General features: G+C 74.6%; 10 protein-coding genes. 1 reads left to right on the top strand and 9 read right to left on the bottom strand.

The annotated features are described in order from the left end of the window. Positions 1-124: 124 nt before the first annotated feature. The 9 genes from dnaG to BM385_RS08085 all read right to left on the bottom strand — a co-directional run bounded on the left by dnaG (position 125) and on the right by BM385_RS08085 (position 11,829). Entirely contained in the window at positions 125-2,044 is a 1,920-nt protein-coding gene (gene dnaG, locus BM385_RS08125) for a DNA primase (protein ID WP_093842636.1), read from the bottom strand. Between the two features lie 39 nt (positions 2,045-2,083). Then, positions 2,084-2,692, bottom strand: coding sequence for a Uma2 family endonuclease (locus BM385_RS08120; protein WP_093842635.1), 609 nt, complete (start codon positions 2,690-2,692; stop codon positions 2,084-2,086). 122 nt (positions 2,693-2,814) lie between these two features. Next, a complete protein-coding gene (locus BM385_RS08115; RefSeq protein WP_019435568.1) occupies positions 2,815-4,563 on the bottom strand; it encodes a pyruvate dehydrogenase in 1,749 nt (582 codons plus the stop codon). Between the two features lie 42 nt (positions 4,564-4,605). Continuing rightward, entirely contained in the window at positions 4,606-5,097 is a 492-nt protein-coding gene (locus BM385_RS08110; protein ID WP_093842634.1) for a GNAT family N-acetyltransferase, read from the bottom strand. Between the two features lie 49 nt (positions 5,098-5,146). Then, entirely contained in the window at positions 5,147-6,181 is a 1,035-nt protein-coding gene (locus tag BM385_RS08105) for an Acg family FMN-binding oxidoreductase (protein ID WP_019435566.1), read from the bottom strand. 155 nt (positions 6,182-6,336) lie between these two features. Beyond that, on the bottom strand, positions 6,337-7,590 hold the full coding sequence (locus BM385_RS08100; RefSeq protein ID WP_093842940.1) for an NAD(P)/FAD-dependent oxidoreductase: 1,254 nt from the start codon (positions 7,588-7,590) through the stop codon (positions 6,337-6,339). A gap of 76 nt (positions 7,591-7,666) precedes the next feature. Beyond that, on the bottom strand, positions 7,667-8,965 hold the full coding sequence (locus BM385_RS08095) for a deoxyguanosinetriphosphate triphosphohydrolase (RefSeq protein ID WP_093842633.1): 1,299 nt from the start codon (positions 8,963-8,965) through the stop codon (positions 7,667-7,669). A gap of 9 nt (positions 8,966-8,974) precedes the next feature. Next, entirely contained in the window at positions 8,975-10,222 is a 1,248-nt protein-coding gene (locus BM385_RS08090) for an MFS transporter (protein ID WP_093842632.1), read from the bottom strand. A gap of 815 nt (positions 10,223-11,037) precedes the next feature. Continuing rightward, positions 11,038-11,829, bottom strand: coding sequence for a sirohydrochlorin chelatase (locus BM385_RS08085; RefSeq protein WP_026047746.1), 792 nt, complete (start codon positions 11,827-11,829; stop codon positions 11,038-11,040). A 174-nt stretch (positions 11,830-12,003) separates the two neighbouring features. Here BM385_RS08085 and BM385_RS08080 point away from each other — a divergent pair, with 174 nt between their 5' ends. Continuing rightward, the gene (locus BM385_RS08080; RefSeq protein WP_093842631.1) at positions 12,004-14,121 is read left to right on the top strand and encodes a molybdopterin oxidoreductase family protein; all 2,118 of its coding nucleotides are present in this window, start codon (positions 12,004-12,006) and stop codon (positions 14,119-14,121) included. Positions 14,122-14,172 lie beyond the last annotated feature (51 nt).

The raw sequence follows: 14,172 nt of genomic DNA, 5'->3' as shown, positions 1-14,172 counted from the left end.
GAGTGGGGGGCTACCCGGTCACGAGAGGCATGCGTCCATTTTTTGTGCTGGCGGCTCCTCGTGTGCTATGCCCAATTACCCCGCTGTTACACGGGGTTCACGTTCCCGGGTGGGTGGCATCCGGTCAGCCGTACAGCGCCGCCGGACCCCGTGCCTGCAAGGCGGTGCGGTACTGCTGAAGCGTCCACAGCTGCTGCCGTTCCCCGGCCGCCTGGCTGTTCGCGGACTGGGCCTCGATGCGGCGGGCGACGATCTCCAGATCGCGCATGCGCTGTTCGACGGCGGCGAGCCGGACCCGGACCAGGTGCTCCCCCGCGTACCGCTCGTCGGGGGCGCGGGAGGTCAGCGGCGCCTCCACGGTCAGCTCGCGGATGAGGACGCGCACCGTGTCGTCGGGTGCCGCGTCCAGGACCCGGGTCACCAGGCTCTCGTCGGCGTCGGTGACGCCGCCGGCCGCCGCGATGGCGCGCCGCACCACCGCGTAGGGCGGTGCGGTGAACTCGCTCTCCTCGTACGCGTCGAAGGCGGGCGCCACCAGGTGCGGGTACTGGAGGGCGAGCTTGAGGAGTTCGCGTTCCACCTGGTGGGCCGGGTTGCCGGGGTCGACGGCGGGGCCGCGCCGTTCGGGGACGGCCGGGGCGGGGGCCGGTGCCGGGGCATTGCGGCGCCCGGCGCCCGGCGCCTCGCCCCGCTGCTTGCGCTCGCGCTCCCAGCGGGCGAGCTGGGCCACCCGCTGGACGACGAACCGTTCGTCCGGGATGCCGACCAGGCCGGCGAGCCGTACCGCGTACTCGTGCTGGATGGAGGAGTCCTTCATCCGCGCGACGATGGGGGTGGCGTGCTCAAGCGCCGCCGAACGGCCCTCCGCCGTGTCCAGATTGTGCCGCTCGATGACCGACCGGAGCGCGAACTCGAACAGCGGTGAGCGGGTTTCGATCATCTCCGCCACGGCGGTGTCGCCGTGGGCCAGCCGCAGATCGCACGGGTCCATGCCGCCGGGCGAGATCGCGATCGACGTCCTGGCCGCGAACCGCTGGTCCTCGTCGAAGGCGCGCAGCGCCGCCTTCTGCCCGGCCGCGTCCCCGTCGAAGGTGAAGACCACCTCGCCCGCCCGGTGGGAACTGCTGTCGTCCATCAGCACCCGGCGCAGGATCTTGATGTGCTCGCTGCCGAAGGCCGTGCCGCAGGTGGCGATGGCGGTGGTGATGCCCGCCAGATGGCAGGCCATGACGTCGGTGTACCCCTCGACGACCACGGCCCGGTTGTCCTTGGCGATGTCGCGCTTGGCGAGATCGATGCCGTAGAGCACCCGGGACTTCTGGTAGATGGGGGTTTCGGGGGTGTTGAGGTACTTCGGGCCGGTGTCCTCCTCGCGCAGCCGCCGGGCGCCGAAACCGACCACCTCGCCGGTGATGTCGCGGATCGGCCACACCAGGCGGCCCCGGAAGCGGTCGATCGGGCCGCGCCGGCCGTCCTGGGCGATGCCGGAGGTGAGCAGTTCCCGGTCGGTGAAGCCCCGGCCGCGCAGATATCGCACCAGCTGGTCCCAGCCACCGGGCGCGTACCCGACCCCGAAGTGCGCCGCCGCCTGCTCGTCGAACCCGCGCTCCTGGAGGAACCGGCGCCCGATCTCCGCCTCCGGCGAGGCCAGCCGCTCGGCGAAGAACGCGGCGGCCACCTTGTGCGCCTCCAGCAACCGGGTGCGCTCGCCCTGCTGCCGGTGGGTGTTGTACCCGCCCTGCTCGTAGCGGAGCGTGATCCCGGCCTGGGCGGCCAGCCGCTCGACGGACTCGGCGAAGGTCAGGTGCTCCAGCTTCATCAGGAAGCTGATGCTGTCGCCGCCCTCCTGGCAGCCGAAGCAGTGGAAGAGACCCTTGCTGGGCGACACCTGGAACGACGGGGACTTCTCGTCGTGGAACGGGCACAGGCCCTTCAGGTTCCCCCCGCCGGCGCTGCGCAGCTGGAGGTATTCGGACACGACGGAGTCAATCGGGACCGCGTCCCGTACCGCCTTCACATCGTCGTCATTGATCCTGCCCGCCACACCGAGAGTCTACGACCGGCCGCCGACAGCGCCACGGCCTCACCGGCTGGGGGCTTCCTCCGGCCGCCCGAAGCCCGAGGTGTCGAGGTCGAAGCCGAAGGGCTCGGGAATCCTCAGCGACTGCCCGAAGGAAACACTCCGGTACGCGCGGTAACCGTTCGGCGAAACCTCCCAGAACACGGTGGCTTCCTCGTCCTGCATGTCGAGCAGCAGATACACCGGAACATGGCGGCCGTACACGGCGAGCTTGTCCTTGACGTCGGCGGCCCGGGTGGAGGGCGAGGTGAACTCGGCGACGAGAGAAAGCGCGGCCCCGTTGACCGGCCCTCGCAGCTGTTCGAAGGATTCCACGTCGGCGACATAAAGATCCGGAGCGTAGGCGCGCGTGGCTTTGGGAAAGGCGAAAAGGAAAGGGGAGGTGTCCGCCTCGTGCCCAGCGGGACAATGGGCTTCCAGGTCCTCCCGCAGCCGCTTCATGGGCCGTCGGTAGTAGGGACTTTGGAACGGCGACACAACGATGGCCCCCTCGATGATCTCGGCTTTGAAGCCGTCCGGCGTATCCAGGTCCAGTGCGATCTGGAGCAGATCCTCGAACTCCCCCGGGGCAAAATGATCTGCCGTAACCGGTCGTTCCAGCACGGTGGTCACCAGGAACCTCCCTCGCTCTGACTCACGCACGCCCTGCCCTCCCAGACTCTAGGTGCGGCTGATCATCCCATCACTCTCATCACCATAAAGCCATTCGAAAGAGCGAACGAAGGGACTCGGGTTTACGGGCGCGGGATATTGCGGAGGTTCGAGCGGGCCATCTGCACCATCTTGCCGACGCCGCCGTCCAGGACCATCTTGCTCGCCGACAGGGCGAAACCCGTCACCATCTCGGCCTTGATCTTCGGCGGGATGGACAGCGCGTGCGGGTCGGTGACCACGTCCACCAGCGCCGGGCCCTTGTGCCGGAACGCCGACCGCAGCGCGCCGCGCAGGTCCTTCGGCTTCTCCACCCGCTGCGCGCGCACCCCGGCCGCCTCCGCGATGGCCGCGAAGTCGGGGTTCCGGTTGCCGGTGCCGTACGCGGGCAGGCCCGCCACCAGCATCTCCAGCTCCACCATGCCCAGCGTCGAGTTGTTGAACAGCACCACCTTCACCGGCAGGTCGTACTGCACCAGGGTGAGGAAGTCCCCCATCAGCATCGTGAACCCGCCGTCCCCCGACATCGAGATCACCTGCCGCCGCCGGTCGGTGAACTGGGCGCCGATCGCCTGCGGCAGGGCGTTGGCCATCGAGCCGTGGCTGAAGGAGCCGATCACCCGCCGCCGCCCGTTCGGGGTGAGGTAGCGGGCCGCCCACACGTTGCACATGCCGGTGTCCACCGTGAACACCGCGTCGTCCGCCGCCTCCTCGTCCAGCACCGAGGCCACGTACTCCGGGTGGATCGGGACGTGCTTCTCCACCTTCCGGGTGTAGGCGCTGACCACGCCCTCCAGCGCCTCGGCGTGCTTCTTCAGCATCCGGTCCAGGAAGCGGCGGTCGGTCTTGGCGCGGACCTTCGGCGTCAAGCAGTCCAGCGTCTCCTTGACATCGCCCCACACCGCGAGGTCGAGCGTGGAGCGCCGGCCCAGGTGTTCGGGGCGGACGTCCACCTGCGCGATCTTCACCCGGGTGCCGTCCGGCAGGAACGCGTTGTACGGGAAGTCCGTCCCCAGCAGGAGCAGCAGATCGCACTCGTGGGTGGCCTCGTACGCCGCGCCGTAGCCCAGCAGGCCGCTCATGCCGACGTCGTACGGGTTGTCGTACTGGATCCACTCCTTGCCGCGCAGCGCGTGGCCCACCGGCGCCTTGACGCGTTCGGCGAAGCGCATCACCTCGGCGTGCGCCCCCGCCGTGCCGCTGCCGCAGAACAGGGTGACCCGGTCGGCCTCGTCCACCATCCGCGCCAGTTCCTCGATCTGGCTGTCCGCCGGGCGGACGCTGGGGCGGCTGGTGACCAGGGCGTGTTCCTCGGGGCGGTCGGCGACCTGCTCGCCGGCGATGTCCCCGGGCAGCGCGATCACGCTGACGCCGCCCCGGCCGACCGCGTGCTGGACGGCCGTCTGGAGGACGCGGGGCATCTGCCGCCGGTTGGAGATCAGCTCGCAGTAGTGGCTGCACTCGCGGAACAGCTGGTCCGGGTGGGTCTCCTGGAAGTAGCCGGTGCCGATCTCGCTGGAGGGGATGTGGGAGGCGAGGGCGAGCACCGGGGCCATGGAGCGGTGCGCGTCGTACAGGCCGTTGATGAGGTGCAGATTGCCCGGGCCGCAGGAGCCGGCGCAGGCGGCGAGCCGGCCGGCGATCTGGGCCTCGGCGCCGGCGGCGAAGGCCGCGGTCTCCTCGTGCCTGACCTGGATCCAGTCGATGGAACGGTTGCGCCGGATGGCGTCGACGACGGGGTTGAGACTGTCCCCGACGACGCCGTACAGGCGGCGCACCCCGCTGCGCACCAGGGTGTCGACGAACTGCTCCGCCACGGTCTGCTTGGCCATCGCTCATGCACCTCCACGAGCAACGTAACCGCATTTGGGGTGTTATGCCCGGGGAGGCAGCCGCCGGGTGAAGACGTAGTGCGGGCCGACGCCCTCGATGACGAACTCCTCGCCGAGCACCGTGTACCCGTGCCGCTCGTAGAAGCCGCGGGCGCCGGTGCGGCCGTTGCACCACAGCGTCCGCGCCCCGCGCGCCGCCGCCTCCGCCTCGGCCGCCGCCAGCAGGGCCGCGCCGTACCCCCGGCCGCGCACGGCGGGGGCGGTGGCCATGCCGCGGAAGCGGTGGGCGGTGCCGTCCCCGGGCAGCGGATCGGCGAACAGGGTGATGCAGCCGAGCACCTCCGTGCCCGTCTCCCCGGCGTACGCGGCCAGGTGGACGGTGCCCGGCCGCGCGTCCTCGGCGAACTCCGCGCTCGCCACCGGCAACCCCGGGCGCAGCACCTCGGCGCGCAGCGCGAGGATCGCGGAGACGGGCACGGCTGCGGTACGGACGGGGGTGCGGGCAGGGGTACGGGCAGGGGGCTCGGCGCTCATGTGCGCCACTGTAGTGACGGCCCGGACGCCGGCGCGGCACGGCGGCCGGTCAGACGATCTCCAGGATCTGGTCCACCGGGCGGCGCGGGGAGCGCGGCACCGGCGGCCCGTACCCGAGCCGGATCACCATCTGCACCTGCCCCATGCCCGACTCGGGGTCGCGCACCGGCCAGCGCAGCTCGGACCACTCCAGCACCTGGGTGGTGAGCCCGGTGGACAGCCCGTAACCGGTGGCCAGCAGCAGCACCCGCTCCATCGCCTGGCCGGCCCGCAGCCAGTCGGCCGGCCGGTCCTCGCCGGTGCCGAGCAGCGCCAGCTGCGGCTCCTCCTCGTACGGGGTGGGGTCGCCCGCCGCGAAGGCGCTGCGGCGGGCGGTGGCGTCCCGCAGCGGGAACCCGCCGTAGCCCAGGCGCGGGCCGAGCGCCTCCGCCAGCAGTCCGTCGGTGGCGGTCCGGGCGGCGTCGGCGTCGCGCGTCCAGCGCTCGCGCTCCTCGGCGCGGGCCGGGGTGTCCCGGTCGCGGCCCTCGGCGTCCCGGACGAGTTCGAGGATGGCCCGCACATGCCAGGCGGACGGGAAGTGCAGCTCGGCGCCCTCCAGCTCGGCGGCGCGGCGCAGCGCGGCCCGTACCGGCTCGGGCACCAGCTCGTCGCGGAACGGCTGCCGGCTGCTGTGCCGCTCCGGGATGGCCGGGCGCAGCCGGGCCAGCTCCAGGTCGGGGGAGACGGCGGCGGCCAGCCGGACGGTGGCGAGCAGCCGCGGGTCGAACGGGTCGGGCAGCAGGGTGACGACCGGTTCCCAGCCGGCGCCGGCGGCGGCCACCCGCAGGTTGAACAGGGCGGCGCCGCAGCCCAGGTGCAGGGCGCGGCCGTGCGGGTCGGCGTGCGGGAGGGTGCGGTCCAGGGCGGCGCGCAGTTGGAGGGTGACGGCGTCGCGCAGATAGCGGAAGCGCCAGGGCTGGGCGTTGAACATGGACGGGGCGGCGCCGGCCGCCGCCACCAGCGCGGTCACGGTGTGCTCGTCCGGGGCGCCACCGCCGGCTGCGCCGCCGTCCGCCCCGCCCTGCGTCGTTCCGTCCCGCGCCACCTGCCGCCACCTCGCTCGCCGGGTCGTCCGGTCGCCGTTCGTCCGGGTTGTCCACGGCGCGTCCGGTTGATGCGCCGCAGGTCACTTTATGCCGGATCGTCCCCGGGGCCCGTGCGGCGCCCGGACCGGCGCGCGGGCCGGTCCGGGCGCGGGGGTCACAGCGCGGTCAGCTCGGTGGCCGGGTCGGCGAGCGCGTCCGGGTCCACCGGCCGCCCGGACCGGATCAGGTCCTGGACGGGCCCGGTCACGTCCCACACGTTCATGTTCAGCCCGGCCAGCACCCGGCCCTCCGGGCTCAGCCAGAACGCCAGGAAGGCCCGCTTGCCGACGTCGCCCCGGAACACCACCCGGTCGTAGCTCCCGTGCGGCGCCCAGCCCGAGTACTCCAGGCCCGCGTCGTACTGGTCGGAGAAGAAGTACGGCACCCGGTCGTAGGTCACCTCACGCCCCAGCATGGCGCGGGCCGCCGCCGGGCCGGAGTTCAGCGCGTTCGCCCAGTGCTCCACCCGCAGCCGGCCGGTGCCGGGCGCCGGGAACGCGGCCACGTCCCCGGCCGCGTAGATGTGCGGATCGCTGGTGCGCAGCGCCGCGTCCACCACCACCCCGCCGGTGTCCGCGGCCAGTTCGAGCCCGGCCGCCTCCGCCAGCGCGGTGCGCGGCCGTACCCCGATCGCCGCCAGCACCGCGCGGGCCGGGATCTGCTCGCCGTCGTCCGTCACCACCCCGGCGACCTGCCCGTCCCTGCCGGTGATGTCCGCGAGCCGGCGGCCGAACCGGAACTCCACGCCGTGCTCGCGGTGCAGCCCGGTGAACACCTCGCCCAGCTCCGGGCCCAGCACCCGGTGCAGCGGGGTCGGCTCCGGCTCCACGACCACCACCGGCGCGCCCAGTTCGCGGGCGGCGGCGGCCACCTCCAGGCCGATCCAGCCCGCGCCCGCCACCACCAGCGGATCGCGCTCGCGGGTGCGGTCGGTCAGCACCGCCCGCAGATGGTCGGCGTGCGCCAGCCGCCGCAGATGGTGCACCCCGGCCAGCCCGCGCGCGCCCGGGATCGGCAGCCGGTGCGGCTCGGCGCCGGTGGCCAGCAACAGGGCGTCGTACGGGACGCGGGTGCCGTCCCCGAGCCGGACCTCGCGCTCGGCGCGGTCGATGTGCACCGCCTGCTGCCCCAGGTGGAGCTCCACCCGGTGGCTGATGTACCAGGACGGTTCGTGCACGTACACGCTGTCCTTGGCCGCCTTGCCGATGAGGTAGCCCTTGGACAGCGGCGGGCGCTCGTAGGGATGCTCGTGCTCGTCGCCGATGATGATGACGCGGCCGGCGAAGCCCTCCTCCCGCAGGGTCTGGGCGGCTTTCGCGCCGGCGAGACCTCCTCCGATGATCACGAACGTACGGTGCGCACCGTCCATGCCGTCGCTACCGACCACGCGCTGCCTCCTTGCCGCAGGGCCCCCCGGGGCGCGGGGGGCGGTTCACCCCCCACCTCTACCCCGGGGACGGCCCGGTGAGGCGGGCGTGCAGGGAGCGTGCCGATGCGTCGGTGAGCGCGGCGATCTGATCCACGATCACCCGGAGGGCGGCTGCGTCCGAGCCCGCCCGCGCGTACAGGGCGCGGTGCTGCGGGTCGAGCCCGTGCGGGGCGCGGCGGATGAGCGCGTCGCCGAGTCCGGCGAGCAGTTCGCGCTGCCGGCCGCGCCGCAGTTCCTGGTCGGGGCGCTGCATGACGTACACGTCGGCGACCGCCTTGAGGACGGCGCACTCCAGCCGGGTGGCGGGCGGGACGATCAGTTCGGCGGTGTAACGGTGCAGGGGCCCGGGGCCGTAGCGCTCCCGGGTGGCCTGTTCGGCGGCGGCGCAGAACCGGCCGATGAGCTGGCTGGTGGCGTCCTTGAGGCGGGCCTGGGCGGTGGCGGAGCCGTCGTACCCGTGCGGCCACCAGTCCTGGTCGAGCAGCCGGTCGAGGGCGGCGGCGAGTTCGGCGTCGCCGGTGCCGGAGGCGGCGTAGCGGGCCCGGACGACGCGGAAGATCTCGGCGCGTTCGGGCTCGGCGAGGAGCAGTCCGGGGTCGAGATGGCCGGCGTGCAGGCCGTCCTCGACGTCGTGGACGGAGTAGGCGACGTCGTCCGACCAGTCCATGACCTGGGCCTCGAAGCAGCGCCTGCCGTCCGGGGCGCCGGTGCGCAGCCAGTCGAAGACCGGCAGGTCGTCCTCGTACGCGCCGAACTTGGGCGAGTCGGGGTCGGTGGGGTGGCCGCCGCGCGGCCACGGGTACTTGGTGGCGGCGTCCAGCGTGGCGCGGGTGAGGTTGAGGCCGACGGGGCGGTGCAGCGGCTCGGAGAAACGTTTCGGTTCCAGCCGGGTCAGCAGCCGCAGCGACTGCGCGTTCCCCTCGAAACCGCCGCACGGGGCGGCGATCTCGTCCAGCACCCGTTCCCCGTTGTGCCCGAACGGCGGATGGCCCAGGTCATGGGCGAGGCAGGCCGCCTCGACGATGTCGGAGTCGCAGCCGAACGCCGCGCCCAGGTCCCGTCCCACCTGCGCGCACTCCAGCGAATGGGTGAGCCGGGTGCGCGGGCTGGCGTCCCAGGCGTGCCCGGCCGCGCTCTCCTGCGCGCCGGCCGTGTCCGGGGTGACCACCTGCGTCTTCCCGGCGAGGCGGCGCAGCGCGGCGGAGTGCTGCACCCGGGCCCGGTCCCGCTGGAAGGCGGTCCGCCCGGACCGTTTGTCCGGTTCGGGGTCCCACCGTTCGGCATCGGCTGGGGCGTAGACGGCACTCGGCTGCATATCCCGACATTATCCGGCGGGCGTGGCGGTGGTCGGCGGGTGGGGGTCGCGCCGGGCGGCGCCCGCGCCCTCGTGACCGGACGGGTCCTCGGCCGCCGGGCGCCAGCGGCGGCGGGTCAGCACGGCGGTGAGGGTCAGCGGGACGGTGAGCGCGCAGGCGATGCCGAACAGCAGGGCGAAGTGGCCGTTCTCCGCGAGCGGCCCGCCGGCCGCGGCGGCGGCCGAGGAGCCGATGAACAGCGCCCCGGCGAAGAACGCCACCGCCGTGCCGCGCGCCTGCGGCACCACCGAGGTGGCCCAGGCCTGGAGCGAGGAGTGCATGAACGACCAGCCGCCGCCGAGCAGCAGCCCGGTGGTGAAGACGGCGGGCAGCGTCACCCAGGCGGTGACGATGGCGTACCCGGCGCACATCTGCGCCCCGCCGATGGCGATGAGCACCCACACCGGCAGCCGGCCGCTGAGGAACCGGACCAGCTGCGAGAAGACCACGACGCCGACCCCGTACATGGCGGTGGCCAGACCGGCCACGGAGGCGCTGACGTCGCGGGCCTGGAGCGCGGTGGCGAGCAGCGTCATGGTGCCGAGCAGCACCGCGCCCTCGACGAAGGCGAGGCCGAAGACGGTGAGGGCCCAGCGGTTGCGGAGCACCGCGCCGAGGTGGCCGCCGATGCCGCCGGTGCCCTTCTCCCGCCGCGGCTCGGGCAGCGAGCGCAGCGCCCAGGAGCAGACGACGGCGCAGACGGCGGGCGCGGCGAACACCAGCCGCCAGTCCACCGCTTCGGCCAGCGCGCCGGCGACGGCGGTGGCCAGGGCGGTGCCGACGGCCATCACGGCCATCAGGTCGGACAGCGCCCGCTGGCGGCGGGCGGCCGGGACGGTGTCGCCGAGGTAGGTGAGGGAGGTGGGGACGACCGCGCCGTAACAGGCGCCCGCGACGATCCGGGCGCCGATCAGCACGGCCGCATTGGGCGCGAGCGCGGAGACCGCCCCGGCGAGCGCGGCGACCAGGAGGGTGACGCGCATGACGCGGACCCGGCCGACGCGGTCGGAGAGTATGCCCCACAGGGGCTGGGAGAGTCCGTAGGCCAGGAAGTAGGCGCTGGCGGTGACCACGGCGGTGGAGAGCGGGATGCCGAGACCGGTGGAGATGAGGATCAGCAGCGGGCTGATGGCGAACCGGTCGAAGCAGCTGACGAAGCCCGCCGCGGAGAGGGCGACGGGGGGACGGCCGGACGGCGGCGTGTCGCGTTGGGTCATGGGAGGTACCTGCCCGGTGTGGTGCCGGCATGCCGGAGGAGCTGCCGGGGGGATGCTGCGGAACGGTGCGGCCCGGCGGCGGTGGCCGGGTCCCGCCAGGCGAGCGGCGCGCGGCGGCCGGAGCCGGGGCGCCGCCCGGCGGGACGCGGGAGCGGCGGCGGGGCGGCGGCCCGGGGGACGCGGGGTCGCCGGGCGCGGGTCCGTGTTCCGGTGCTCCGCGTGCCGCCCATGCGGAGAAACGTACACAACGTCCCGCCGCCGTCCGGGCGGCGGTCACCTCATGGACATGCGGACGCACCGGGGGGTGCGGGAGCGCGGTGCGGGCGGCGCCGCGTGGTGCGGACGGAACCGCAGCGACGTGACACGGCCATGCCCACCCCCCGGCACTGCGCAGACAGCGGCGGGGCGAGCGGCGGCACCGCGGTGCGGTTGACGGCGAGCGGGGGAAACGACAGGGCATCAGCCGCACGGGCGGTGCCGCACGGCACCACGCCCGCCGCAGCGGGCGGCGGAGCGCAGCGGCGGCCGGGGCGAGTGGTGTGGCGCGAGGAGCGCGGGAGTCGCCGTTCCCGGGCGGGCGGTGGGTGCGGCCCCGGGCCGGTACGGCCGACCGTCGCACGGGGCTGCGGCCCGGCCGGCAGGACCCCGCTGTCCGGCCCCGGCTCGCTGCGGTTGTATACCAACCGGCGGCCCTCCGGGCAGCGAGCGCCGTGCCCGCCGGGCACGGCTCCGGCAGCCCCGCCCGGGCCGGCCGTCGCCGGTCTGCGCCATCGCAGCCGGGATCGGCGTCCCCGTCCGCCCCGTACCCGCCCCGGTCAGCGCTGCGGGCCCGCCGCGAGGGCCGGGCGGCGGGTGGCGGGGAGAGGGGTGGGGGCGGGCGCGGGGATCGCGCCGCGCGCCTGGTCGTAGCGGTGCAGCAGCAGCCGGGCGAGTGCCGGGTGCGCGCCCAGCGGGGCGGCGGCCACCCCGGGGGCGGCTTCGGCGCAGCGGGTGGCGAACCGGCCCGGCGCGGTGAAGCAGGAGGCCACCGCGATCCGGGTGTGGCCCCGCTCGCGCAGGGCGGCCACCGCCTCCGGCACGGTGGGCCGGGACGCGGAGGCGTAAGCGGGCAGCACCGGTACGCCGCCGAGCCGGTCGGCGAGCATGTGGGCGGTGTACTCGGTGCCGGCCGCCGACTCCGGGTCCAGGGAGCCGGCCGCCGCCAGGACGACCGCGTCGGCGTGCGGGTCGGTGAGGTCGCGGTGCCAGCCGGCCTCGATCAGCCGGCTGTGCAGGGCGTCGACGAGCAGCGGGTGCGGGCCCAGGCAGGCGGCGGTGCTGACGGTCAGGTCGTCCCGCACGTTCTCCAGGACGCCGGGTATGTCGTGTTTGACGTGGTATCCGCGGCTGAAGAGCAGGGGGACGAGTACGGCCCGGCCGCCGCCGCACAGCCCGGCCAGGGTGTCGGCCAGGCGCGGCCGGTCGTTCTCCAGGAAGCCCGGCTCCACCCGCAGCCCCGGCCGCAGCGCGCGCACCAGGCGCAGCAGCGCGGCGGTGCTCCGCTCGGCCCGGGGGTCGGGAGAGCCGTGGGCGACGGCCACCAGAGTGGGAAGCGTGCGGGCGTTCATGCCGCCAGCCTGAGCCCCTGGCGTTGCCGTTGTGTTGCACGGGTGTCACCAATGCCGTGCCCGGCGTTCACCGGCGGCCGGGTCCCGGGGGTGAGCAGGGCGCGCCGGGGCCGTAACTCCGGGGCCGGGCCGGTGTAACACGGCCGCCGCAGGATGGCCGCCATGAGCCCCGCTATGACAGACATCACGGACACCCACTGCCCGTACTGCGCGCTCCAGTGCGCGATGGGGCTCGCCAGGACCGGCGACGGCGAAGACGGCAGCAACGGCGCCGGGGACGGCAGCGGGCTGCGGGTGGTGGAGCGCGGCGCGCTGTGCGGGAAGGGCGCCACCGCCACCGCCGTCCTGCGGCCCGGGACCCGGCTCACCCAGCCCCTGGTGCGCGGCGCGGACGGCGAGCTGGCCCCGGCCGGCTGGGACGAGGCGCTGGAGCGGGTGGCGCGCGGCCTGTCGGGGACGCGGCAGCGGTACGGGGCGGACGCGGTCGCCGTGTTCGGCGGCGGCGGGCTGACGAATGAGAAGGCGTACGCGCTGGGGAAGTTCGCCCGGCTGGTGCTCGGCACCTCGCAGATCGACTACAACGGCCGGTTCTGCATGTCCTCGGCGGCGGCGGCCGGGAACCGGGCGTTCGGCCTGGACCGGGGGCTGCCGTTCCCGCTGGAGGACATCCCGCGCACCGGCTGCATCATCCTGGTCGGCGCGAACCCCGCCGAGACCATGCCGCCCGCGCTGCGGTACTTCACCGAGCTGCGCGCGAACGGCGGCACGCTGATCGTGATCGACCCGCGCCGTACCCGGACCGCCGAGCAGGCCGATCTGCATCTGGCGCCGCGTCCCGGCACCGATCTGGCGCTGGCGCTGGGCCTGCTGCATCTGGTGGTGGCGGGCGGCCGGGTGGACGAGGCGTTCGTGGCGGAGCGCACCAGCGGCTGGGAGGGGGCGCGGGCGGAGGCGATGGCGCACTGGCCGGAGCTGGTGGAGCGGATCACCGGGGTGCCGGTGCCGCGGCTGCGGGAGGCGGTGGAGCTGTTCTGCGCGCCCCAGGCGGCGATGGTGCTCACCGCGCGCGGGCCCGAGCAGCAGGCGAAGGGTACGGACACGGTCGGGGCGTGGATCAATCTGTGCCTGGCGACGGGGCGGGCCGGGCGGCCGTACTCCGGCTACGGCTGTCTCACCGGGCAGGGCAACGGTCAGGGCGGGCGCGAGCACGGGCAGAAGGCCGATCAGCTGCCCGGCTACCGGATGCTCACCGACCCGGCGGCGCGCGCCCATGTGGCCGGGGTGTGGGGCGTGGACCCGGCGGTGCTGCCGGGCCCGGGCCGCAGCGCGTACGAGTTGCTGGACGCGCTGGGCGACCCCTCCCCCGCCGGGATCAGGGCGCTGCTGCTGATGGGCTCCAACCCGGTGGTGTCGGCGCCGCGCGCCGCGCACATCGAGGACCGGATGCGGTCGCTGGACTTCCTGGCGGTGTGCGACGTGGTGCTGTCCGAGAGCGCGCGGCTCGCGGATGTGGTGCTGCCGGTCACCCAGTGGGCGGAGGAGACCGGCACCATGACGAATCTGGAGGGCCGGGTGCAGCTGCGGCGGCGCGCGGTGGATCCGCCGCCGGGCTGCCGCAGCGATCTGGCGGTGCTGCGGGGCCTGGCGCGCCGGCTGGGCTGGGCGGGCTGGGAGCGGGGGTTCCCGGAGGAGCCGGCCGAGGTGTTCGCGGAGCTGCGGCGGGCGTCGGCCGGGGGTGTGGCGGACTACGCGGGCATCAGTTACGAGCGGATCGCGGCGGAGGGCGGGGTGTTCTGGCCGTGTCCGGCCGAGGACCATCCGGGGACGCCGCGGCTGTTCCTGGACCGGTTCGCGACGCCGGACGGGCGGGCCAGGTTCGCGGCGGCCGGGCACCGGCCGGCGGCGGAGGAGCCGGACGCCGAGTACCCGGTGCTGCTGACGACGGGGCGGGTGCTGGCGCAGTACCAGTCGGGGGCGCAGACGCGGCGGGTGGCGGAGCTGAACGCGGCGGCGCCGGGCCCGTTCGTCCAGGTGCATCCGCGGCTGGCGGAGCGGATCGGGGCGGCGGAGGGCGACCGGCTCGCGGTGGTCTCGCGGCGCGGGCGAGCGGTGGCGCCGGCCCGGATCAGTACCGCGATCCGTCCGGACACGGTGTTCATGCCGTTCCACTGGCCGGGTGAGGGCCGGGCCAACACGCTGACCAACCCGGCGCTCGATCCGGCCTCCCGGATGCCGGAGTTCAAGGTCTGCGCGGTACGGGTGGAGCGCGCGGAACCGGTGGAACAGGAGTGAAGCGGGGCGCGTCGCGGTGAACCGGGTTGCGGAGGCGCCCGCACCCCGGAG

Origin of the sequence: Streptomyces harbinensis, from assembly GCF_900116145.1 — a bacterium.
GTDB classification, from domain to species: domain Bacteria; phylum Actinomycetota; class Actinomycetes; order Streptomycetales; family Streptomycetaceae; genus Streptomyces; species Streptomyces carpaticus.
The sequence above is the reverse complement of the archived record's forward strand: the minus strand, read 5'-3'. Positions and strand labels throughout refer to the sequence as shown.

What these genes read in the sequence shown, in the direction of transcription:
- BM385_RS08095 (WP_093842633.1), bottom strand. Translation starts at nt 8,965, where the DNA reads ATGCAGCCGAGTGCCGTCTACGCCCCAGCCGATGCCGAACGGTGGGAC.
- BM385_RS08080 (WP_093842631.1), top strand. Translation starts at nt 12,004, where the DNA reads ATGACAGACATCACGGACACCCACTGCCCGTACTGCGCGCTCCAGTGC.
- BM385_RS08110 (WP_093842634.1), bottom strand. Translation starts at nt 5,097, where the DNA reads ATGAGCGCCGAGCCCCCTGCCCGTACCCCTGCCCGCACCCCCGTCCGT.
- BM385_RS08100 (WP_093842940.1), bottom strand. Translation starts at nt 7,590, where the DNA reads ATGGACGGTGCGCACCGTACGTTCGTGATCATCGGAGGAGGTCTCGCC.
- BM385_RS08115 (WP_019435568.1), bottom strand. Translation starts at nt 4,563, where the DNA reads ATGGCCAAGCAGACCGTGGCGGAGCAGTTCGTCGACACCCTGGTGCGC.
- BM385_RS08085 (WP_026047746.1), bottom strand. Translation starts at nt 11,829, where the DNA reads ATGAACGCCCGCACGCTTCCCACTCTGGTGGCCGTCGCCCACGGCTCT.
- BM385_RS08090 (WP_093842632.1), bottom strand. Translation starts at nt 10,222, where the DNA reads ATGACCCAACGCGACACGCCGCCGTCCGGCCGTCCCCCCGTCGCCCTC.